The sequence below is a fragment of the Hydrophilobacter chitinilyticus genome, assembly GCF_049860745.1.
Classification (GTDB): Bacteria; Pseudomonadota; Gammaproteobacteria; order Burkholderiales; family Burkholderiaceae_C; genus Rhodoferax_B.
Genome location: NZ_CP187561.1, coordinates 1387305 through 1410157, shown reverse-complemented (window position 1 = coordinate 1410157; position 22853 = coordinate 1387305). Strand labels below are relative to the sequence as shown.

Sequence of the window (22853 nt, the reverse complement as noted above, 5' to 3'; positions counted from 1 at the left end):
CGCAAAAGCGACTTCTGATACTTATTTGCGTCAAAGGTCTAGTGTTAACCCTAGACAGCAGACTTAAAGTATCGAAACTGCACGAGTAGGCGTGAAATAGTGCCAGCGCTGGTGCAAAAAGCGGACGAGCCAACGCCTGGTAATTTAAGTATCAAATTGGCAGTTAGCTCTACGTATGCATGCGGAAGACGCTACAAAAATAGGAGTTTAGGCTTTGCGAGCCGTGTCCTGTCTCATCTCTCTCAGCGCCTAGCCAGCCCGTTGGCTGAAGCCGTCGAGCACATTCACCGCGTTCACCCCCACCTCGGCCACGGCGTAGCCACCTTCAAACACCAACACTGTGGGCAAACCTACGGCGGCCAGGTCGTGGCCCACCTGCAGGAAGTCGGCACTTTGCAGCTTGAATCCGGCAATGGGGTCGCCCGCAAATGTGTCCACGCCCAAAGACACCACCAACGCCTCGGCACCAAACGCGGCGATGCGCTTCAACGCCACCTGCAGCGCGTCGCGCCAACGCGTGAAGTCGCTGCCGTGCGGCAAGGGCAGGTTCAAGTTCGCGCCCAAGCCTGCGCCCTGCCCTGTCTCATCCGCATAGCCCAGGTAGTAGGGATATTCGGTGTGCGGGTCGCCATGCACGCTGGCCATCAACACATCGGGACGGTCGTAGAAGATGGCCTGCGTGCCATTGCCGTGGTGGTAGTCGATGTCGAGCACCGCGACGCGCGCCACACCCGCATCGCGCAGCGCTTGTGCGGCAATGGCGGCGTTGTTGAGGAAACAGTAGCCGCCGAAAAAGTCAGCCCCCGCGTGGTGGCCAGGTGGGCGCGTGAGCGCGAAGGCAGCACGTGCACCCTGCTGCACTTTCTGCACTGCCGTGAGCGCACAAAACGCGCCGTTCTGCGCCGCACGCCACGTGCCGGAGGTGAGCGGCGAACCCGCGTCGTACGAAAACAAACCCATGCGCGCGGGGAAGCTTGCGGGCAGCACGTCAGAGCGGAAACTGCGGATCGGCCAGTACGAGGGAATCGCATCGCGCTCGGCATTCGCCGGGTCGAGCGCCACCCACTCTTCCCAAGCTCCAGCCAAAAAGTCGACGTAGCGCGACGCGTGGACACGCGTGATAGCGTCAATCCCAAAAGTTTGCGGCGCCTCCACGGTGCCGAGCTTGCGGCTTTGCAATTCGGCCAGCACGTAGTCGGCGCGCGCGGGCACTTCCACGCACGGGACGAGGTTGCCCCGGTACATCTCCATCTTGCCGTGGTGCAGAGGGTGTTGGTCGTTGTAGATGGTCAACATGACGCGTCAATCTCCGTTGCGTGCCAGCACGGGCGCCAAGGCCTGGCCGGTATGGGTGCCGAGTTGCACCAGCTTTTCAGGCGGTGCGGCAGCGACGATCTGGCCGCCACGCGTGCCGCCATCCGGGCCGAGATCGAGCACCCAGTCGGCTTCGGCGATGACGTCGAGGTCGTGCTCGATCACCACCACGCTGTGGCCGGCGTTCACCAAGCGGTGCAACACGTGGATGAGCTTTTCCACGTCGGCCATGTGCAGGCCGACCGTGGGCTCGTCCAGCACGTACAGGGTGTTCGGTGCCTTCTGGCCGCGCCGGCCGACTTCGTCGCGCACCTTGCTGAGTTCGGTGACCAGCTTGATGCGCTGCGCCTCGCCGCCGCTGAGCGTAGGTGACGGTTGGCCCAACGTGAGATAGCCCAGGCCCACGTCTTTCAGCAGTTGCAGCGGGTGCGCGATGCTAGGCATGGCGGCAAAGAACTCGACGGCTTCGTCCACTTCCATTTGCAGCACGTCGCCAATGTTTTTGCCGCGCCAAGTCACCGCCAAGGTCTCGGGGTTGAAGCGTGCGCCGTGGCAGGTTTCGCACTTCACCTTCACATCGGGCAAGAAGCTCATGGCGATGGTGCGGATGCCCTGGCCTTCGCAACTGGGGCAACGGCCGTCGCCGGTGTTGAACGAGAAGCGTGCGGGACTGTAGCCGCGCGCGCGCGCTTCCAGCGTTTCGGCAAACAGTTTGCGGATGGTGTCCCAGAACCCGATGTAGGTGGTGAGGCACGAGCGCGGCGTTTTGCCGATGGGGGTCTGGTCGACTTCAAGCACGCGGTCCACGGCTTCATAGCCGGTGACGTCGGAGCAGCCGATCCACGGCGCGCGTTTACCGGCATCCCAATCGTCTCGCCCAGCCTTGGTCGAACGTTGCTGCACGGCAGCTTGCACATTGGTCAACAACACATCGCGCGCCAGCGTGGATTTGCCCGAGCCGCTGACGCCGGTGACGGCCACCAGACGGTGCAACGGCACACGCGCCTCCACGTTTTGCAGGTTGTGCAATTGGGCGCCGCGCACGGTGATCCAGGGCTGCGCGTTGTCGCCTTCGACTGCCGTCGTCACCACTTCGCGGCGCGGTGCGAGCGGATGGCGAATCGCGTGCAACAGGTAGCGGCCGGTCACCGATTCGGCCACGGCCGACACATCAGCCACCGAACCTTGCGCCACCACTTGCCCGCCACGCTTGCCGGCGCTGGGGCCAATGTCGATGATGTGGTCGGCACGGCGAATGGTGTCTTCGTCGTGCTCCACCACCACCAACGTGTTGCCCTTGTCGCCAAGCTTGTGCAGGGCGTTGAGCAGGATCTGGTTGTCGCGCGCGTGCAGGCCGATGGTGGGCTCGTCGAGCACGTAACACACGCCCTGCAAGTTGCTGCCCAACTGCGCCGCCAAACGGATGCGCTGCGCCTCGCCGCCGGAAAGGCTGGGCGCGCCGCGGTCTAGCGTCAAGTAACCTAAGCCCACTTCTTCAAGGAAAGACAAGCGGTTGGCGATTTCGGGCACCAGGTCGCGGGCGATGCCGGTTTCGCGTTCGCTCAGTTTGTGCTCGGCTTGCAGTTGTGTGACCCAGCTCGACACTTCGGTCACGCTCATGCTGGCCAGCGAGGTGATGGCTTGGCCGTCGAAGCGCACAGCGCGTGCGGTGGCGTTGAGGCGCGTGCCGCTGCAGGTGGGGCACACGTGGTCGACCACGTCTTCAATCTCGGGCTCGGCAAAGGTTTGCTCGCGGCCTTTGTTGTCGTCGTCTCGCACCGAATCGTCGAGCACTTTGCGCTGCTCTTTGGTCAGCGCCAAGCCGGTGCCCACGCAGTCGGGGCACCAGCCGTGTTTGCTGTTGTAGCTGAACAGTCGCGGGTCTAGCTCGGCGTAGCTGGTGCTGCACACGGGGCAGGCGCGGTGTGTGGAAAACGCCAACACGCGGCCAATGCCTGCCGTAGCCGTACCGTCCTCCATGGCTTCTTTCAAACCATCCAGGTCGCTCAAGATGTGCACGACACCCTTGCCATGCTCCAGCGTGGTGGCCAGGGCTTGGCGCAACTGCGCTTCGTTCTCGGGCGTGACATCGAGACTGGCCACAGGCAGTTCGATGGTGTGTTCCTTGAAGCGGTCGATGCGCGGGAAGTTGGTGGTGGGCAAAAACTCACCATCCACCCGCAGATGCGTGAAGCCGCGTGGGCGCGCCCAATCGGCCAGCTCGGTGTAGACGCCCTTGCGGTTCATCACCAGCGGCGCCAGCAGGCCGATGTGCTGCCCCTTGAAGTTGCGCAGCAACTGGCTGACGATGCTGTCCGGCGTTTGCGGCTGCACGGCCGCATCGTCGTGGATGCAATGCTGCGTGCCCAGCTTCACGTACAACAAGCGCAAGAAGTGCCACACCTCGGACGTGGTGCCCACCGTCGACTTGCGGCCACCACGGCTCAGGCGCTGCTCGATCGCCACCGTGGGCGGAATACCGTACACCGCATCCACCTCGGGCCGGCCGGCCGGCTGCACGATGCTGCGCGCATAAGCGTTGAGCGACTCGAGGTAGCGGCGCTGCCCTTCGTTGAACAGAATATCGAACGCCAGCGTGGACTTACCCGAGCCGCTGACACCGGTGATCACGTTGAACTTGCCGCGCGGAATGTTGACCGACAGCGCCTTGAGGTTGTGCTCTTTGGCGTTGACGATCTGGATGTCTTGCGATGGCAGCACACGCGCCTTGCGCAGCGCCGCAATCGGTGCTTCTTGCGCCACAAGCGGGCCCAGGCCGAGCGTGGCGTCGTATTCCCGAATCGCCTGTGCTGTGTAAGACGTGGGGTGTTTGCGCACCTCTTCAGGGTTGCCCACCACCACCACGGTGCCACCGGCGTCGCCGCCTTCGGGCCCCATGTCGATGAGCCAGTCGCTGGCACGGATCACATCAAGGTTGTGCTCGATCACCACCAGCGAATGGCCGGCGTCCAGCAGGCGGCGCAGCGCACGCATCAGCTTGGCGATGTCGTCGAAGTGCAGGCCGGTGGTGGGTTCGTCGAACAAGAACAAGGTGCCCTTGCGCGCCGTGGGCTGACGGCTGGCGCTGCCGCTCTTCGCGGCTTCGGCCAGGAAGCCCGCGAGCTTCAAGCGCTGCGCTTCACCACCGCTTAACGTGGGCACGGGCTGGCCGAGCTTCACGTATTCCAAGCCCACATCGATGATGGGTTGCAGCGCGCGCACCACGTCGCGATCATTCTCAAACATCAGCGCGGCTTCGGCCACGGTGAGGTCGAGCACATCGGAAGCGTTCAACTGCACCAGCCGCGCATCCGCCACATTGCGGCGTTCGATCTTCACTTCCAGGATTTCGGGGCGGTAGCGTTTGCCATCGCAATCCGGGCAACGCAAATACACGTCGCTCAAGAACTGCATTTCCACATGTTCAAAGCCCGAGCCACCGCACGTAGCGCAACGGCCATCGCCGCTGTTGAAGCTGAACTTGCTGGCGGTGTAGCCACGTTGGCGCGCGAGTGTGCTGTTGGCAAACAACTCGCGAATGGCGTCCCACGCGCCCACATAGCTGGCGGGGTTGGAGCGTGCGGTTTTGCCGATGGGTGACTGGTCGACAAACACCACATCGCTCAGCTGCTCGGCGCCGAGCAGACGGTCGTGCAGGCCAGGGGTTTCGGTGGCGCGGCCAAAGTGGCGCATGAGCGCGGGCGCCAACACGTCCTGGATCAGCGACGATTTGCCCGAACCGCTGACGCCGGTGATACACACCAGGCGCTGCAGCGGCAGCTCGATGGTCACGTCTTTCAGGTTGTGCTCGCGTGCGCCCTCCAAGATGAGGCGCGGCGTGCTGTCGGTCACCAGCCGCTTGAAGCCGGAGCCAATGGTTTTGCGGCCCCCCAGGTAGGCGCCGGTGAGCGTATCCGCATTGCGCAAATCGGCAGTGGTGCCGTCGAACACGATGTCGCCACCGCGCGCGCCGGGGCCGGGGCCCATGTCGATCATGCGGTCGGCGGCCAGCATCACTGCGGGGTCATGCTCCACCACCACCAGTGTGTTGCCCGCGTCGCGCAGGCGCAGCATGGCCTCAATAATGCGGTACATGTCGCGCGGGTGCAAGCCGATGCTGGGCTCGTCCAGCACAAACAGCGTGTTGACCAGCGACGTACCGAGTGCGGTGGTAAGGTTGATGCGCTGCACCTCGCCGCCGCTGAGCGTGCGGCTTTGCCGGTCGAGCGTGAGATAGCCAATGCCCACATCGCACAGGTAGCGCAGGCGGGTGTTGATCTCTTCCAGCAGCAGCTTCAGCGCTTGCGCTTCGCCCACCTTGGCGTGGTGCGCCAGCGAGGGTTCGAGTCGCGCAAAAAAGCTGCGCAGGCGGTCTAGCGGCAACAGCATCAAATCGTGCAGCGTGAGGCCGGGCAAGGCTTCAAGTTGCGCGCGCGACCAGTCCACACCGGCGGGCATTTGGCGCTGCTCTGCGGGCAGCACAGCGTTGGCGTTCTCAGCCGAGCCGATGCGCCACAGCAGGCTTTCGGTTTTGAGGCGCGCCCCTGCGCACACTGGGCAGGTGGTGTAGCTGCGGTACTTCGACAGCAACACCCGGATGTGCATCTTGTACGACTTGGTTTCCAAGTACTCAAAGAAGCGGCGCACACCAAACCAATGTTGGTTCCACTTGCCGTTCCAGTTCGGCGAGCCGTTGACCACCCAGTCTTTTTGCTCGGCCGTGAGCTTGTAGTACGGCGTGTCGCGCGGAATGCCTGCGGCTTCGGCATGGCGCATCAAGTCGTCTTGGCACTCTTGCCAGGCCGGCGTTTGCATCGGCTTGATGGCGCCCGCACGCAGCGTGAGTTTGTCGTTGGGAACGACCAGGCCGTAATCCACACCGATGACACGGCCGAAACCACGGCAGGTGTCGCACGCGCCTACGGGTGAGTTGAAGGAGAACAGCGAGGGGATCGGCTCGGCGTAGCGCAGGTCGCTCTCGGGGCAATGCAGGCCGGTGGAGAACTTCCACAACAGGGGCTCGGCTTCATCTTGCAAGGCGTAGACCATGACACGGCCAGCGCCACGCTTCAGGCCAACTTCAATGGCCTCGATCACGCGCGCCCGTTCGGCGTTGCTGAGGCGGATGCGGTCGACCACCACGTCGAGCACCTTGCGGGTGGTTGCAGCGCCGTCATCGGCCGCAACGGCTTTCTTGCTGCTGGCTTTGGGTTTGGCTTTTCCTGGCGTACTGCCGGCGGGTTGCGCTGACACGGTGACTTCGCGCTCGGCTTGCACACGGGTGAAACCGCTGGCAGCCAGCCATTGCTCAACTTCTGCGGCGGTCACCGTGGCCGGCAACTCCACCGGGAAGGTGATCACCAAGCGCGGATCGCCAGCGGCTTGCGCGCGGGCGGCGAGTTCTTCGTAAATGCTGTCGGGCGAGTCGTGGCGCACCGGCAGCGCCGTGACACGGTCGAACAGGTTGGCCGAACGCGCAAACAGCAGCTTCAGATGGTCGTTCAGCTCGGTCATCGTGCCCACGGTGGAGCGGGACGAACGCACGGGATTGGTTTGGTCGATGGCGATGGCCGGCGGCACGCCTTCCACGCGGTCGACCGCAGGTTTGTCCATGCGGTCCAGAAACTGGCGCGCATAGGCAGAGAAAGTTTCCACGTAGCGCCGCTGACCTTCGGCGTACAGGGTATCGAACACCAAACTGGACTTGCCCGAGCCACTTGGGCCGGTAACCACCGTCAATTCGCCGGTGTGGATGTCCAGGTCAAGATTCTTCAGATTGTGCTGGCGGGCCCCTCGAATGCGGATCGATCCCTGGGTCATGTAGGTGCTCTTAGGTTGTAGTGGCAAACCATTTTAGGGAGCCATGAATACCCGCGCTTCATGGCGTAAAACATCTTCGGCATATGCCCCTACAAGTGCCGAATCGGGCGAAGACACACGTCATTTGCACCAGATGGCTTACAGATCTCAGATGGCTTAACCCGCCATCTGCTCAGCCATGGAAATGTTGTGCGCTTTTGCTCAATCACGCGAGCGGTTCAAAAAGTTGCCAACTATGCACAGGCAAAAGCCATTTTTGGCGTGACAAAGTACACAGCGCAACAAAGTGATTCAATACAAAATTGAGTGCATACAAAATAACATCTTCTAAAATTTTGAATATGAAAAACATCAAATCCACACCTATCGCCCGAGGCATCGCTTTTTGTGGCGTATCACTTCTGTTCGCAGGGGCTGTACAAGCCATGCCCGCGCTGGATCCTTTAACGACTGGCGCGGCTCCCGCAGCGGGTAGCCAGGGCCTTGCCGGTACTTGGTACAAAGTCAGCGACGATGCTCGCTTCAGCAACTACAAGTGGTCCGAAGCTGGTGCTGCTCCCACCGAAATCAAGAACTTCGGCTGGGGCACGGGCATCTGGTCAACGATGGATATCGCCGATATCGCCGCAGGCAAAAATCCCGCCGTAACGGCCATCGCCACGTCCACGTCCACCGTCAACTTTGCCAACAATCTGTATAACGAGGCCTACGGCCAGAGCCCTTGGCGCGCGGATGGCGTACGTCCCATCGCACCTATCGTGAACGCTGCGGGTGGCGGCGAAACCAACTACGCAGCGGTCTTTACCGGCTACCTTTATGTTGCAACCGCCGGGACGTATGACTTCGGCATCTTCTCGGACGACGGCTTTTCGTTCTCGTTGACTGGTGTCAATGGCAGCGTCGGCATGAGTCACGGCGATGTCGCTGAAAGCACAGGCCGGAATTACTACTCATTGTCCCAAGAAGCTGGATCCGAAGGCGGGGTTAACCTGCAGCAGGGCTATTACGCCATCAACCTCAACTACTTCAACCGACTCGAAGCAGGTGTGATTGACCTCGGCTGGTCCGGTCCGGACGGCAAGTGGACGGAGATCCCAGCAGACGTTCTGTCCAACAACGTGCCTGAGCCTGGAAGCTTGGCTCTTTTGACGGCTGGCTTGCTTGGCGTGTGGGGCGCCCGCCGCAAGCGTCGCGCTTAAAGCGCAAGTGCGTGGACGAACTCCACGTTTACATTCACAATCGTTTTTCTTACATTGAGATACGGTTGTGAATTCCGTTGTTACTCAGTAAAACCGCATTCGAACTCCAAGGCAGGGTCTGCGGCTGCGTAACCATGTTCATTCGTAGCGGCGACGCTCGCCGAACCGGGGCCACGTTTTATGCGCCTGACTCACTCAATCGTTTTTGCAGCAGCCTCGCTCGCTATTTCAACCTTTCAGACGTCCGCACACGCCGCACCCACCCGGCACGCACAAGCCGTCAACGCGGCGCGGGCGGGGCAGTACGACGAGGCCCTGCCTGAACTGGAACGCCTGGTTCGGCTGAATCCCCAAAATGCTCAATACAGATACGACTGGATCACGGTCCTTAGTTGGGCCGGTCACCACGACGAGGCTCTCACACAAGGCCGAGCAATCAAATTGGGAAAATCTGTTCCGAGTTATGTACTGAGTGCAATGGGTAAATCCGCACTCGCAGCAAACACACCGGACACCAAGCGCGCCATCGCAGCCTATGAGACCCTGCTCACACGCGAGCCCCGCAATGCAGATGCAGCTCTTGGCTTGGCGTTGGCGCAACTAGACGACCGTCAGACAACCCTCGCCGATCAGAACCTCGGCAAAGCATTGGGGCTATCTCAAAATTCGCCCAAAACCCTTGAAGCCGCCTTTGAGGCGTTGTCGGCTAGACAAGAAACAGCGCGCGCGGAGCCATTTCGCCAACGATTGTCCGCCCTTGGGTTGCCTCCCCAGTTACGCTCGCAAGTGACCCCAGTGGTTCCAGTATCAACAAACCTGCCTACCGCTGTGGCTGACTCCGGCAACACTGGAGAGAAGGCAAAACTCGAAAATCTGTCAAAACGGCAAGAGTTGAACGCTCAACATATCCGCGATGCTGAAGCACGCTTGGACACCGATTTCAGCGTCAATCGCTATTCACCCATTGATGCAGCCATCGTTGAAAACGAAGAATTGATTGCCGAAGCAAGGGCAGTGCAAGCATCAGATACGCTGTTACGGTTACGCAAAGACCACGTGGTTGCTTTGCGCGATCGCCAACGCTCAGCCGAAGCTTTAGCCGAATTTGACACACTGGACACAGAAGGTGTGCCGCTGCCACCCTACGTCGTCAATGCGGCAGCAGACGCGGCCATGCAGCTACGGCAGCCACTGCGAGGCAAGGATCTCTACTTACGTTCGCTGCAACAAGACGCGGGCAACATCGGCACGCAGACCAGCCTGATGTATTCCCATCTAGAAGCCGAAAACTTCGCTTCAACGGAGGGCGTTGTTCAGGACTTGATGACCCAGACTAACAACTCGGTTGGCATTCGGCGAACACAGGCTGCAGTCATGCGTTTCGCAGATCGTCTCGAAGAAGCCGACATGGCAACACAGGCGTTGATGACCGAGTTACCGAACGACGCTGGCATTTGGCTCGCCCGGGCAGATCTTCTGGCTGCACGTGGTCTTCCTCGTGCGGCAGCAAAGCTGTACGCTGATGTGCTCGCCGTAGAACCTGGACATATTGGCGCACGGGTAGGCCTGGCGAATGCGACGTGGGCACAAGGAGACATCGTTGAAGCAGCAGAGATGGTCAAAGCGCTCGAAGTCGAAGCCCCTGAGCATCCAGCCGTGCGCAGACTTGTCCGGGACTGGCAACGTCGGCAACGCCCGCTTTTCGTGACGACCGTTACGAAGGGCTATGGTCAAGGCCACGTGACGGGCAACGATGATATGACCTGGGAATCAGTTCTCTACAGCGGTCAAACCGATGACGGCGTGCGCGTATTCGCAACTCAACATTCAGCGCAGGCCAAGTTCAACGGTGATTCGGCCAGACATGCTCGGCTGGGGGCAGGTCTGGAGTGGACAACAAAAGACGTTCAAGCAACCTTTGAACTTGGAAAAGACCGGCGAAATGGCCGCGATACCGTATGGGCTACGGGAGTTGGCTGGCAAATCAACGATCACGTCTCTACGCGTGCTCGCTATGAAAGCGAAACAAACGATTTCCCACTGAAAGGCAGACTACCCGACTCCGAGGACTGGGCTCCGACATATTTATACGCCAGCAAAGCAGTCGTCGGTGCAGCCTATGCTTGGAACGAATCACGCAAAGTTGCCGCCGATCTGGCTTATTACGACTTTAACGACGGCAATAAACGCCAGGCCTTATCTGTTTCGTGGAACGAACGTCTCTACAGCGGCTATGGCCGGACGCTTGACTTACAAACGGCCGCTTATACAAGTGCAAATTCGGCTCTCGATGCCATCTACTTCAACCCGAAAAGAGACGTCGCGCTATCGGCTACGCTGAGCGGCGACTGGCAACTCTGGCGCGAGTATGAGCGCTCGTTTAACCATCGACTGGTAGCCACACTCGGCATCTATCGACAAACCAGCAATGTTCGAACCGATGGCGTGTGGGGGGAAACAACTTACGGTTGGAATAACTTTTATGACTACCGATACGAGCACGAATGGCGCTGGGGTCCCGACCGGTCCACTCGCTATGGCGTGGGAATCCGACGCTTCCCTTATGACGGGCAATACGAAACAAAAGGCTATATCTATCTTCAGATGACATGGCGTTTCTGAACACCTTGATCTCTCATCACAACCGCAACGGAGAACCAACTTGGAAAATCTACTAAGCGACTCGGTGATAGGCATGGTGTTTGACTTCACCTTCTATTACCCGCTTTTCATGGCGTATCTATGGATGTGTGGTGGCATCTATTACTACCTTCACTACGAACGCCACGACCCACCATTTGACCAGCCTTCACCACTACCGTCTTACCCCCCTGTCAGTATTTTGGTGCCCTGCCACAACGAAGAAGACTGCATTGAAGATACCGTGGCGGCACTGCGTGCCATCGACTATCCCGAATATGAAATTCTATTGATCGATGACGGCTGCACTGACAAAACGCCAGGCATGTTGGATCGTTTGGCCAAAGAAGATCCACGCATTCGCGTGATCCATCAGGCTCGCAACCAAGGCAAAGCGGTGGGGCTTAATACCGCGGCAATGCTGGCGCGTCACGATTACTTTCTGTGCATCGATGGCGACTCCATCGTAGACCCTCACTGCCTGAAGTGGATGATGCGGCATTTGATCGACAGCCCACGCGTTGGTGCCGTTACCGGGAACCCACGCATCCGCACGCGCTCCACATTGCTAGGCCGTATTCAAGTCGGTGAGTTCTCTTCCATCATCGGTTTGATCAAGCGTGCACAACGCACCTACGGCAAAGTATTTACCGTTTCGGGGGTGATGGTCTGCTTCCGCCGTGCGGCTCTGCATGACGCCGGCTACTGGAACCCAGATGCCCTCACCGAAGACATCGACATCAGTTGGCGCTTGCAATTGCGGCACTGGGACGTGCGCTTCGAACCCAATGCACTTTGCTGGATCCTGATGCCTGAAACGTTTCGAGGACTCTGGCGTCAGCGCCTGCGTTGGGCCATGGGCGGCACACAGGTGCTCTTCAGCCAGGATGCGCTCTTTGGCAAGTGGCGCCACCGTCGCATGCTGCCTGTATACCTGGAGTACTTCACCAGCGTTCTCTGGGCCTACGCGATGGCGGCCATCTTCGTATTGTGGGCGTTAGGTCATTTCATACCGCTACCGCCAGCCCTTTACGTTGCATCTCTTCTGCCGGGTTGGAACGGGATGGTCATCGGCACCACCTGCCTGATCCAGTTTGCCGTCTCGATGTTTTTGGACTCTCGGTACGAGAAAGGCTTTGGCCGCTACTACTACTGGATGATCTGGTATCCGCTGGCCTATTGGACGCTGAATGTTTTCACCACTTTGGTAGCCATCCCACGTGTGATTCTCCGAGGAAAGAAACGCGCAACGTGGGTCAGCCCTGACCGAGGAATACATCCATGAGCTCACTCATCATTGAACGGCCTGACCTACAAGACTGGCAGCAAAAAACTCTATTCGGCCTTCTGACCGCAGCATTTTGGTTATTGTGGATTCTGCTGTGGATGCCACTGATCACCCTGGCGGGTTGGTTTTTCTTTGGCTTCCAGTTCAACTTTCAAATGTTTGAACTACACGGAGCCACACGTTTTCTGAACGTGCTCGTGCTCTACCTGATCGTGATCGCCTGTTTGGGTGGCAGCTTGACGCTTTGGGCGTTATACAACCACTATCGGTTCAAAGGTCTAGATCGACGCAAGGCAATTTCGGCGCCGACGAGCGATGACGTGGCTGAATGGACGAACCATCCGCCAGAACAAGTCGCAGCATGGCGGCATATGTCAATTGTGACCGTGCACCACGATGCAAAAGGTCACATCGAAAAGGTCACCACTCCTGCACCATAGCCAAGCATCAGCCAACCAACACGGTTGCGCTGAATGTCTGAGCCGCAGGAGCGGTGGTGTTTGCTCCATGCTTCTCTCCGGTCATGTCAATGTCTCCTGCCTTGGTCAGCAAGAACACTGCCACAGCCGCAAATACGGCAAAGCCCACAATAATTTTCCACATAGACTGTCCTAAAAAGAAGCCCTCCATTGCGGAGGGCCTGGGTTCTCCATTCAGAGGTTTGTGTTCACCTCTTTACGCTGACATCAAGCGTCAGTCGTTGGCATAGATGTCGACGTCTTTGGTTTCCTTGATGAACAAGGTTCCCACGACCAAGGTCACAGCGGCAATGACAATGGGGTACCACAAGCCGTTGTACATGTTGCCTGTCTGGGCCACGATGGCCACCGCTGTCGCAGGCAGCAAACCACCGAACCAACCATTGCCGATGTGATATGGCAGCGACATCGAGGTGTAGCGGATGCGCGTAGGGAACATTTCTACCAACATGGCAGCGATCGGGCCGTAAACCATAGTCACCAAAATCACCAAGTAGATCAGCAAGACAGCCAAAGTCACCTTGTCGATCTTCGCAGGGTCGGCTTTGGAAGGGTAACCCGCAGCCTTCAAATCGTCTGCCACCAGCTTCTTGAATTCGGCATCCTTCTTCTTCAGGTCGTCAGCACTCAAGCCTGCGGCGGAATAGCTCGGAATCGCCGTTTCACCAATTTTGATGGTAGCCACAGAACCTGGCGCACCTGCCACGTTGTCATAGCTTACAGAGCTTGCCGACAACACTTGCTTCGCAATGTCGCAGGAGCTTGTGAATTTAGAAGTACCGGTCGGGTTGAACTGGAACGAGCATTCCTTCGGATCTGCTGTCACCACTACCTTATTCTTTTCTTGTGCAATGGCCAAGTCAGGGTTGGCTGCTTTGGTGATCGCCGTGAACACGGGGAAGTACGTCACGATGGCCAACAAACAGCCAGCCATGATGATGGGCTTGCGGCCAATCTTGTCCGACAGCGTACCGAAGATCACGAAGAACGGTGTACCCACGATCAGCGCGATGGCGATCATCACGTTCGCGGTAACCGCATCTACCTTCAAGGCGCCTGTCAGGAAGAACAGCGCATAGAACTGGCCCGTGTACCACACCACCGCTTGGCCAGCGGTCAAGCCCACCAGGGCCAGAATCACGACCTTCAGATTACGCCATTGACCAAACGACTCGGCCAGAGGTGCCTTGGAAGTTTTGCCTTCAGCCTTCATCTTCACGAAAGCAGGCGATTCGTTCATGCTCAAGCGGATGTAGACGGACACACCCAACAGCAGAATCGACACCAGGAATGGAACGCGCCAGCCCCAGTCGGCAAATGCCGCGTCGCCTACCGCCAGACGCACACCCAAAATCACCAACAGCGACAGGAACAAGCCCATCGTTGCAGTGGTTTGAATCCACGAGGTGTAGGCACCACGCTTGTTGCGCGGAGCATGCTCAGCAACGTAGGTTGCAGCACCACCATACTCGCCGCCCAATGCCAAGCCTTGCAGCATACGTAGCACAATCAAAATGACCGGTGCGGCGACGCCAATGCTGGCGTAGTTGGGCAAGATGCCGACGATAAAGGTCGACAAACCCATGATCAAAATGGTGACCAAGAACGTGTACTTGCGACCGATCATGTCACCCAGGCGGCCGAACACCAGTGCGCCGAAGGGCCGCACGATGAAGCCGGCGGCAAAAGCCAGCAACGAGAAGATGGTGCGTGATGCCGGGTCCAGCGCTGAGAAAAACTGGTTACCGATCACCACAGCCAATGTGCCGTAAAGATAAAAGTCGTACCACTCGAACACCGTGCCGAGCGACGAAGCGAAGATCACCTTCTTCTCTTCCGCCGACATGGAGCGATTTGCGTCTGCAGTTGCCATGTTGTTTGTCTCCTGTATATAGAATCGGCACCACCCGCCGATGGCACCTGAGAACAAGTATGGGCTTCTGCAATGACCCTTAACTGACGTCAAACCAACAACTTCTTACACCAAACTGAACGTTTCCTGACGGCTTAAGGCCCAACCCTAGCATTGCTTTTCTTCATGCAAAATTGCGCGGGTTTCCACTTAAGGTGCGTTCCCTAGCGCGCAGGGAACTGGCAGGCCCTCAAGCCAAACTGGTGGATTTCAGCAGACGTGCTTTGGCTGCACGCGTAATCGCGGCCACGCATGGATGCGAAATGCGCCGCTCAACCGATATGGCGAAGAACTCCTCCACCATTTCATCCGTGCGTGCCAGCACCTCCACATCAAACTGTGCAAGGATTTCATCCTCCAGCACGGTGGGCGACAGAAACACGCCCTGCCCCTTGCGCCCAAAGGCGTTCATCAGCGCACTATCGTCAAATTCAGCCACGATACGCGGGCGCAGTTGGTGAGTCACGATCCATTGGTCGAACTGCTGGCGAATGGCCGAGGTCGCGCCTTGGATCAACATTGGCGCATCGTTCAGACACGCAGGAAATGGCTGTGTCAGCTTGGCTTTGAGTGAAGGCGCACACAGAAAACTCATGGGGCTGGAACCCAACGTGTGATTGAAAGCCTTCACGCTGATTTTTCTGGACATGCGCTCATCAGCAATCACCAGATCCAGCCGGTGCAGCGCCAACTGGGCCAACAAGTCTTCGTACTTGCCCTCATGGCAAATCATGCGCACAGCTTGCGGCACCTGCAACGCGGGCTCCAACAAGTGATAAGCCACCGACTTGGGAACCGAATCAGCCACCCCGACTCGAAACTCCAATGCGGAAAGATTGGCCTGCACCTGCCGCACCGAGCCCTCCAGCTCTGCACCCAGGGTAAAGATCTCATCGGCGTAGCGCAAAGCCACCTGCCCTTCAGCCGTGAGTTCCAACTGGCGGCCGCGTTTGGTGAAGAGTTTGTGGCCCAGTTCGTCTTCGAGTAATTTGATCTGGCCAGACAAGGTTTGCGGGGTGATATGCAACTGTTCGCTGGCGCGCATGATGCCGCCAGACTTGGCGACGACCCAGAAGTAGCGTAAATGTTTGAAATTCAAGGGTAAGCCCTCAACATTATTCGAATAATTCGAATAGTTTTGAAAATAAAAACGAATATACGCGAAGTGTTGAAGCAGCTACATTAACGGAATGGCAAGTTCGAAGTGAAAGGAATACACCATGCGTTTGACCACTAAAGGGCGTTTTGCCGTCACGGCAATGTTGGACCTGGCGCTGCGGGAAAACCGTGGTGCCGTCACCCTATCTGCGATCAGTGCGCGCCAGCAAATCTCGCTGTCGTACCTGGAGCAGTTGTTCAGCCAGTTGCGCCGTGCCGGCCTGGTTGAAAGTATTCGTGGCCCAGGCGGCGGCTACACGCTGGGGCGCAAGCCCGCAGCCATTACCGTGGCCGACATCGTGCTGGCTGTTGAAGCACCGCGCGCCACAACCGTTCGACGCAACGCCGATGGCGTTGAGAGCGCAGGTCACGGCGTGTCCAGCGAGTTGTGGGACAAGCTCAGTGCCAACATGGTCGACTACATGCAGGCCATCACATTGCGCAGCTTGGTGAACGAACAGTTGGCCAAGGGTGTGACGTTGGAGCAGGAGCCGAAGAAACGCTCGCTGTTCTCAGGTCCCAAACCCAAGCCTTTCTCGGTGACGGCACCCAACTCGGTGTTCACACTGGGTCAGCCGCTGAAGCTGGGTCGCTAAAGCACAAAGGCTTAGACCAAAAAAACGCCGCCTCGTCGTCAGACTGGCGGCGTTTTTTGTTTGTGGAGCAAAAACTTAAAGGCTGGCGGGCGTGCTTTGCGCCGTGCGCAAGTGGTTCACGTCGTTGCGCAGATCCGCCGCCCAGGTGCGACGGTCGCGGCCCTCGGCTCGCTGCACGGCACCGTAATTCACCTCTGCGGCGATCACGTTGGCCGACAAGGTGCGCCAGATCGAGCCCAGCAAGGTTTCATCACCCACATAACTCGGCGCGAAGCTGGTCTCGCCGGTGCGCTGGTCAACAAAGCGCAGCGCCACTGGCTGCACCGCTGCATCGGCTGAAATGGCGGCCTGGATCAAGTTCGCATGGAATGGCAACACGGTGACACCATCCCCCGTGGTGCCTTCAGGGAACACGGCCACCACATCGCCATTCCGCAAGCTGTCGGCCATGTGGTGCACGACCCGCATGGCATCGCGACGCGATTCACGTTCGATGTAGAGCGTGCCTGCGGCGGTGGCCAAGGTGCCGACCACCGGCCAGGTCTTCACGTCAGACTTCGACACAAACCGGCAGTAGCCGGCGGCGTGCAACACGACGATGTCGAGCCACGAAATGTGGTTCGCCACCAGCAGCGTAGCGCCACCTGGTGCCAACTGGCCCGTCACCCGCAACTCAATGCCAAACACCTGCAGCATCTCGCCGGCCCAGGCTTGCACACGGGCGTGTTGCTGCGCGGTAGTCAATTCGGGAAACGTACGCTTCACCGTCCAAAGACCACCCGCCAAATGCCAACTGACGCGCGCCAGCTTCGCCGCCACCACCACGGCGGCAAACGGCGCGCGAATCATTCTTCGGGCGTTCAATGCCGTGCGCTGCGTTCAAACGCCACGTGTCCGCCCACCAAAGTGGTGGTGACGCGGCCGGGTAGTTCGTAACCCGAGAATGGCGTATGTTTGCCTTGGCTGCGTAGCGTGTCGGCGCCCACAGTCCACATGGTGGCAGGGTCGAACACACAAACATCGGCCACACCGCCTTCGACCAATTGGCCGACGCTGGCTTGCAAGGTGCCCAAGGTGTTGCCGATGACGCGCGCGGGCGCTTCGGTCACGACCGAGATGGCGCGTTGCAGCGGCACGCCTTGTTCCTGGTGCCACTTCCAGGCCTGGCTCAGCAACAACTCCAAGCCCGTGGCGCCAGGCTCTGCTTCGGCAAACGGCAAGGTCTTGGCATCTTCGTCCACTGGCGTGTGATCCGACACCAGCGCGTCGATGGTGCCGTCGGCCAAACCTTGGCGCAACGCGTCGCGGTCGCGCTGTTGGCGCAGTGGCGGGTTCAGGCGGGCGCGGCTGTCGAAGTAGCCGATGTCGGCATCGGTCAATTGCAGCGAGTTGATGCTGATGTCGCAGCTTACAGGCAGGCCGGCCGCTTTGGCTTGGCGCACCAGCTCCACACCGGCTACGCTGCTAATCCGGCACAGGTGAACGCGCGCGCCGTTGGTTTTCATCAGTTCAAAAATGGTGTGCAGCGCAATGGTTTCGGCCGCCACGGGCACGCCGCTCAAACCCATGCGCGTAGCCAACGCGCCGCTGGCCACCACGCCTTTGCCCAGGTGGTATTCCTGCGGGCGCAGCCACACGGTGTAGCCAAAGGTGCTGGCGTACTGCATGGCGCGCTGCAGTACCAGCGTGTTGTCCAGCGCCACTTCGGCCTGGCTGAAGCCCACGCAACCGGCTTCGGTCAACTCGAACATTTCGGTCAGCACTTTGCCTTCCAGGCCACGCGTCAACGCACCCAGCGGGAACACGCGGCTTTGGTGCAGCTTCTCGGCGCGGAACTTCAGCATCTCGACCAAGCCCGGCTCGTCGAGCACGGGGTCGGTGTCGGGTGGGCAGACCAGGCTGGTCACGCCACCGGCGGCGGCGGCGGCCATTTCGCTTTCCAGCATGCCTTCGTGTTCGTAACCGGGTTCGCGCAGGCGCACGGCCAAATCGACCAGGCCCGGCAGCACCAGGCAGCCGCTGGCGTCAATGGTTTTGCCCGGCTTGAAATCGGCCGGTGTGTTTTGAATGCCGATGATGCGGCCCGAGGCAATGGCCACATCGCCCACCACGTCCAAGCCACTGGCGGGGTTGACAACCCGGCCGTTTTGAATCAGTATCTTCATGCCTCGTTCCCCGCCACGATTCCCATCACCGCCATGCGCACCGCAATGCCGAAGGTGACTTGCGGCAAGATGACGCTTTGTTTGCCATCGACCACGGCCGAGTCAATTTCAACCCCACGGTTGATCGGCCCCGGGTGCATCACGATGGCGTCTGGCTTGGCCAGCGCCAGCTTCTCGGGCGTGAGCCCAAAGCTCTTGAAATACTCTTGGCTGGACGGCAGCAACGCGCCGCTCATGCGCTCGTTCTGCAGGCGCAGCATGATGACCACGTCGCAGCCCTTGATGCCCTCTTCGAGCGAGTGGAACACCCGCACGCCCATCTGTGCCATGTCGCTCGGCACCAGTGTCTTGGGGCCGACCACACGCACCTCGGCACAACCCAAAGTCGTCAGCGCGTGGATGTCCGAGCGCGCCACACGCGAGTGCAACACGTCGCCCACAATCGCCACCGTCAGGTTGCTGAAGTCCTTCTTGTAGTGGCGGATGGTGAACATGTCCAGCAGCCCCTGCGTGGGGTGCGAATGGCGTCCGTCGCCCGCGTTGATCACGTGCACATGCGGCGCCACGTGTTGCGCGATGAGGTACGGCGCGCCGCTTTCGCTGTGGCGCACCACAAACAAGTCGGCCGCCATGGCCGACAGGTTGGCAATGGTGTCCAGCAGCGACTCGCCCTTGGATGCCGACGAGCGCGCGATGTCCAGGTTGATCACATCAGCCGACAAACGTGTGGCCGCGATCTCGAACGTGGTGCGTGTGCGCGTGCTGTTTTCAAAGAACAGGTTGAACACGCTTTTGCCGCGCAGCAACGGCACCTTCTTCACCTCGCGGTCGTTCACGCTGACGAAGTTGGCCGCCGTGTCCAAAATCTGCGTGAGGATGCTTTTGGGCAGCCCTTCCACCGACAACAGGTGGATCAGCTCGCCGTTTTTATTCAGTTGTGGATTGCGTTTACTCAGCATGGCTGTTCTCTCCTGTCGCCCTAACCTTTGACCTTGAACGTCAGTTGCCCTGCGGCATCTTTTGCCAGCGCCAACGAATGGGTGGGCGCCAGCGCCACACGCGCGGCCGCAAAGTCGGGCTGGATGGGCAACTCGCGCCCGCCACGGTCGACCAGCACCGCCAGCTTTACCGACGTGGGGCGGCCGTAGTCAAACAATTCATTCAGCACCGCGCGGATGGTGCGCCCGGTGTAGAGCACGTCGTCCAGCACGATGATGTCGGCCCCGTTCACGTCAAACGACAGCGCAGTTTGGCCGCCCGCGCTCGGCACCAGGCCACGGCGCGAGAAGTCGTCGCGGTGCATGGTCGACGTGATGAAGCCCGGCGTGCCCGGCAGTTGCAAGTCGGCCTGCAGCCGCTCGACCAACCACGCGCCACCCGAGATGATGCCGACCAGCCGGGTCTGCGGCGTGCACATGGCGCGCACGCCGCGCAGCAGTTCGCGGTAAAGGGCTTCTGCGTCCAGCAGCAGTGCACCTGTGCCCGTTTCAGCGCCAGTGCCCGCACCAGCGCTCGCGTCGCTCGGTGTGCTCATGGAATGCTCCTTAAAAATTGCTCAAGAATGATGCAGGCCGATGCTGCATCGGCATCTTTGGCACCTGCGGCCAGGGCTTCGGTGGTGCTGTAGCGCTCGTCCACCTCAAACACGGGCAAATTGAATCGGCCACGCAATTGGCGCGCAAACTTCTGTGCGCGGCGCGTGTTGTCGTGCGGCGCCCCATCGGGGTGAAAGGGCACGCCCACCACCAGCGCATCGGGCTGCCATTCTTTTAGGCGCGCGGCCACCTGCTCAAAACGCGCGGCCTCGCCTTCAGCCTGGATCGTGCGCTGCGGCGTGGCGCTGCGCATCATGCGGTTGCCCGTGGCCACCCCGGTGCGCTTCTGACCAAAGTCAAAAGCCAAAAATGATTGCAAATGGGGGGGGAAAGGTTCGGCGGTGGCAGTGACTTGGTCAGTCATGCCACACCCGCAATATGAATACGACGAGAACACATCATGCGTGCCCCGCTTCGGGCGACAGCATCCACGACTGCAGGCCCAGCAGCATCAGCGCCTTGTCGTAGCGCTCTTCATAGGGGGTGTCGAACAACACGCCCAGGTCGGCCTCTACCGTCAGCCAGCTGTTTTCGCCGAGCTCGGCCTCCAGTTGGCCTTCGCCCCAGGCCGAATAACCCAGCGTGACCAACACGCGGCGTGGGCCGTTGCCGGTCGACAAGGCTTCCAGCACGTCGCGCGAGGTGGTCATCTCCAGCCCGCCGGGAATGGTCATGGTCGAGGCGTAGATCGATTCGACGTCGGACAAAATCGCGTCGGGCACAGCGTTGCTGTCGTCGATGGCGAGCACCGCTTCGTGCAGCACAAAGCCGCGCTCGGTTTGCACCGGGCCGCCTTGAAACACCACGCTCTCGGTCAAATCGGTGCGCAGCAGCGGCAGCTCCACCTTGTCGAACAGGGTTTTCAGGTTGATGTCGCTGGGTTTGTTGATCACCAGCCCCAGCGCACCGCGCTCGCTGTGTTCGCACAAATAGACCACACTGCCGGCGAAAGCCTCGTCCTCAAGCCCGGGCATGGCGATCAGGAAATGATGCGTCAGGTTCATGGGCGCAGAATCAAGTGTCATACCCAAATTTTAACGACTCCGACAGAGGTTCTCGATTGCCCCATTCTCAAGACAAGAATCAGGACAAGAAATATGCGACCGGCCTGGTCTGGTTTCGCCGCGACCTGCGTAGCTTTGACCATGCCGCCCTCTACCACGCGCTGAAATCCTGCCGCAAGGTGTACTGCGTGTTTGTGTTCGACCGGGACATCCTCGACCCACTGTTGGCCCAAGGCATCCAGGCCGACCGCCGGGTGGACTTCATCCACGCCTGCGTGGCCGAGCTGGACGTTGCGCTGCGCGAGCTGGGCCAAAAGGCCGGCGTGGAAAGCGGCCCCACCGGCCTTATCGTGCGCCACGCCTCGGCGCAAGAGGCCATTCCCGCGCTGGCTAAAGAACTCCAAGCCCAAGCGGTTTTTGCCAACCACGACTACGAGCCCAACGCCATCACCCGCGACGCCATGGTGCGCGGCGGCCTGGCACACGCCGGCGTGTCGTTCCTCACCAGCAAAGACCAGGTGATTTTCGAGCGCGACGAGTTGCTCACCCAGCAAGGCCGCCCCTACGGCGTGTTCACGCCCTACAAAAACGCCTGGCTGCGCAAGCTCAACGCGTTCTACTTGAAGCCCTACCCGGTGGCACGCTACGCCGCCAGCCTGGCGCCCTTCCCACAACCGCAACCACCTTTGCCCAGCATTGAAGCGCTGGGTTTCAAGCCCAGCAACCTCGCCAGCCTGCCCGTGCCCACCGGCGCCAGCGGCGGTGCGGAGTTGTGGGAGGCCTTTTTTGACCGCATCGACAAATACCACGCCACACGCGACTTCCCCGGTGTCAAGGGCCCCAGCTACCTCAGCGTGCACCTGCGGTTTGGCACGGTGTCGATCCGCCAATTGGCGGCTGGGGCGCACCAGCTGGCGTTGCAGGGTTTTGAAGGCGCGGCCGTGTGGCTCAGCGAATTGGTGTGGCGCGACTTTTACTTTCAGATCCTGCACCACTTTCCGCACGTGGAGCACAAAGCCTTCAAGCCCGAGTACGACGCCATCCGCTGGGAGCATGGCGCCCACGGTAAAGCGTTGTTTGCCGATTGGTGCGAGGGCCGCACCGGCTACCCGCTGGTCGACGCGGCCATGGCGCAAATCAACCAAACCGGCTACATGCACAACCGCCTGCGCATGGTGGTGGCGAGCTTTCTGATCAAAGACCTCGGCATCGACTGGCGCTGGGGTGAGATGTATTTCGCCCAGCACCTCATCGACTTCGACCTGTCGGCCAACAACGGCGGCTGGCAGTGGGCCGCCTCCAGCGGCTGCGACGCCCAGCCCTACTTCCGCATCTTCAACCCGCTAAGCCAAAGCCAGAAGTTCGACCCCGAGGGCAAGTTCATTCGCCGCTACCTGCCGCAACTGGCCGCCCTGCCCACCGACGCACTGCACGCACCATGGACGGCTGCGCCGCTCGTGCTGGAGGGCGCTGGCGTGCGCCTCGGTGAGAACTACCCGCGCCCCATCATTGCGCACGACCTGGCGCGCGAGGCCACTTTGCTGCGCTACGCCGTGGTGAAGAAAACGCATACGCTGCCTGAAGCAACCAAACCTGCGCCGAAACGTACAAAGGCATCCAAATGAATACGCTACTGAATTAGTAGCGCCCTATACTTACAAAACAAGCCTCAAAAGCACTTTT

At 59.9% G+C, this 22853-nt stretch carries 17 protein-coding genes; 6 read left to right on the top strand and 11 right to left on the bottom strand.

Annotation, left to right across the window (positions count from 1 at the left end; all coding sequences use genetic code 11):
• Nucleotides 1–249 precede the first annotated feature (249 nt).
• Together ACPWMG_RS06375 and uvrA are read right to left on the bottom strand one after the other, a co-directional pair.
• A complete protein-coding gene (locus ACPWMG_RS06375) occupies nt 250–1296 on the bottom strand; it encodes a histone deacetylase family protein (protein ID WP_483303816.1) in 1047 nt (348 codons plus the stop codon).
• Nucleotides 1297–1302: 6 nt separating this feature from the next.
• Nucleotides 1303–7134, bottom strand: coding sequence for an excinuclease ABC subunit UvrA (uvrA, locus tag ACPWMG_RS06370; RefSeq protein ID WP_483303815.1), 5832 nt, complete (start codon nt 7132–7134; stop codon nt 1303–1305).
• A gap of 341 nt (nt 7135–7475) precedes the next feature.
• Between uvrA and ACPWMG_RS06365 the strand changes: the two genes are divergently transcribed.
• From ACPWMG_RS06365 to pgaD, 4 genes are all read left to right on the top strand, one after another.
• Nucleotides 7476–8333, top strand: coding sequence for a PA14 domain-containing protein (locus ACPWMG_RS06365; protein ID WP_483303814.1), 858 nt, complete (start codon nt 7476–7478; stop codon nt 8331–8333).
• A gap of 180 nt (nt 8334–8513) precedes the next feature.
• On the top strand, nt 8514–10955 hold the full coding sequence (gene pgaA, locus ACPWMG_RS06360) for a poly-beta-1,6 N-acetyl-D-glucosamine export porin PgaA (RefSeq protein ID WP_483303813.1): 2442 nt from the start codon (nt 8514–8516) through the stop codon (nt 10953–10955).
• A gap of 40 nt (nt 10956–10995) precedes the next feature.
• The gene (pgaC, locus tag ACPWMG_RS06355) at nt 10996–12258 is read left to right on the top strand and encodes a poly-beta-1,6-N-acetyl-D-glucosamine synthase (protein ID WP_483303812.1); all 1263 of its coding nucleotides are present in this window, start codon (nt 10996–10998) and stop codon (nt 12256–12258) included.
• Nucleotides 12255–12701 (top strand): poly-beta-1,6-N-acetyl-D-glucosamine biosynthesis protein PgaD, encoded by a 447-nt coding sequence (pgaD, locus tag ACPWMG_RS06350; RefSeq protein ID WP_483303811.1) that lies wholly within the window; start codon nt 12255–12257, stop codon nt 12699–12701. The genes pgaC and pgaD overlap by 4 nt, the downstream gene beginning before the upstream one ends.
• Before the next feature lie 7 nt (nt 12702–12708).
• On the opposite strand, the gene ACPWMG_RS06345 is transcribed toward pgaD, so the two are convergent.
• The 3 genes from ACPWMG_RS06345 to nhaR form a co-directional block, all read right to left on the bottom strand.
• Nucleotides 12709–12864, bottom strand: a complete 156-nt coding sequence (locus ACPWMG_RS06345; RefSeq protein WP_483303810.1) for a hypothetical protein — start codon at nt 12862–12864, stop codon at nt 12709–12711.
• Between the two features lie 90 nt (nt 12865–12954).
• Entirely contained in the window at nt 12955–14613 is a 1659-nt protein-coding gene (locus ACPWMG_RS06340) for an MFS transporter (RefSeq protein WP_483303809.1), read from the bottom strand.
• 229 nt (nt 14614–14842) lie between these two features.
• On the bottom strand, nt 14843–15751 hold the full coding sequence (gene nhaR / locus ACPWMG_RS06335; RefSeq protein ID WP_483303808.1) for a transcriptional activator NhaR: 909 nt from the start codon (nt 15749–15751) through the stop codon (nt 14843–14845).
• Nucleotides 15752–15872: 121 nt separating this feature from the next.
• On the opposite strand from nhaR, the gene ACPWMG_RS06330 reads away from it, so the two are divergent.
• Entirely contained in the window at nt 15873–16406 is a 534-nt protein-coding gene (locus tag ACPWMG_RS06330) for an Rrf2 family transcriptional regulator (RefSeq protein ID WP_483303807.1), read from the top strand.
• Nucleotides 16407–16481: 75 nt separating this feature from the next.
• Here the strand turns inward: ACPWMG_RS06330 and ACPWMG_RS06325 are convergent, their stop codons facing one another.
• From ACPWMG_RS06325 to ACPWMG_RS06300, 6 genes are read right to left on the bottom strand one after another with little or no spacing between them, the layout of a single operon-like run.
• Nucleotides 16482–17255: a lysophospholipid acyltransferase family protein gene (locus tag ACPWMG_RS06325; RefSeq protein WP_483303806.1), complete on the bottom strand. Its 774-nt coding sequence runs from the start codon at nt 17253–17255 to the stop codon at nt 16482–16484.
• An 11-nt stretch (nt 17256–17266) separates the two neighbouring features.
• Nucleotides 17267–18571: a dihydroorotase gene (locus ACPWMG_RS06320; RefSeq protein ID WP_483303805.1), complete on the bottom strand. Its 1305-nt coding sequence runs from the start codon at nt 18569–18571 to the stop codon at nt 17267–17269.
• Complete coding sequence (locus ACPWMG_RS06315; protein ID WP_483303804.1) at nt 18568–19530, bottom strand: aspartate carbamoyltransferase catalytic subunit; 963 nt, start codon at nt 19528–19530, stop codon at nt 18568–18570. Before ACPWMG_RS06315 ends, ACPWMG_RS06320 begins: the two co-directional genes overlap by 4 nt.
• Before the next feature lie 20 nt (nt 19531–19550).
• A complete protein-coding gene (gene pyrR / locus ACPWMG_RS06310) occupies nt 19551–20105 on the bottom strand; it encodes a bifunctional pyr operon transcriptional regulator/uracil phosphoribosyltransferase PyrR (protein ID WP_483303803.1) in 555 nt (184 codons plus the stop codon).
• Complete coding sequence (gene ruvX / locus ACPWMG_RS06305) at nt 20102–20530, bottom strand: Holliday junction resolvase RuvX (protein ID WP_483303802.1); 429 nt, start codon at nt 20528–20530, stop codon at nt 20102–20104. The genes pyrR and ruvX overlap by 4 nt, the downstream gene beginning before the upstream one ends.
• 34 nt (nt 20531–20564) lie before the next feature.
• Nucleotides 20565–21191 (bottom strand): YqgE/AlgH family protein, encoded by a 627-nt coding sequence (locus tag ACPWMG_RS06300; protein WP_483303801.1) that lies wholly within the window; start codon nt 21189–21191, stop codon nt 20565–20567.
• A 35-nt stretch (nt 21192–21226) separates the two neighbouring features.
• Here ACPWMG_RS06300 and ACPWMG_RS06295 point away from each other — a divergent pair, with 35 nt between their 5' ends.
• Nucleotides 21227–22795, top strand: coding sequence for a cryptochrome/photolyase family protein (locus tag ACPWMG_RS06295; protein WP_483303800.1), 1569 nt, complete (start codon nt 21227–21229; stop codon nt 22793–22795).
• The last annotated feature ends 58 nt before the right edge of the window (nt 22796–22853 follow it).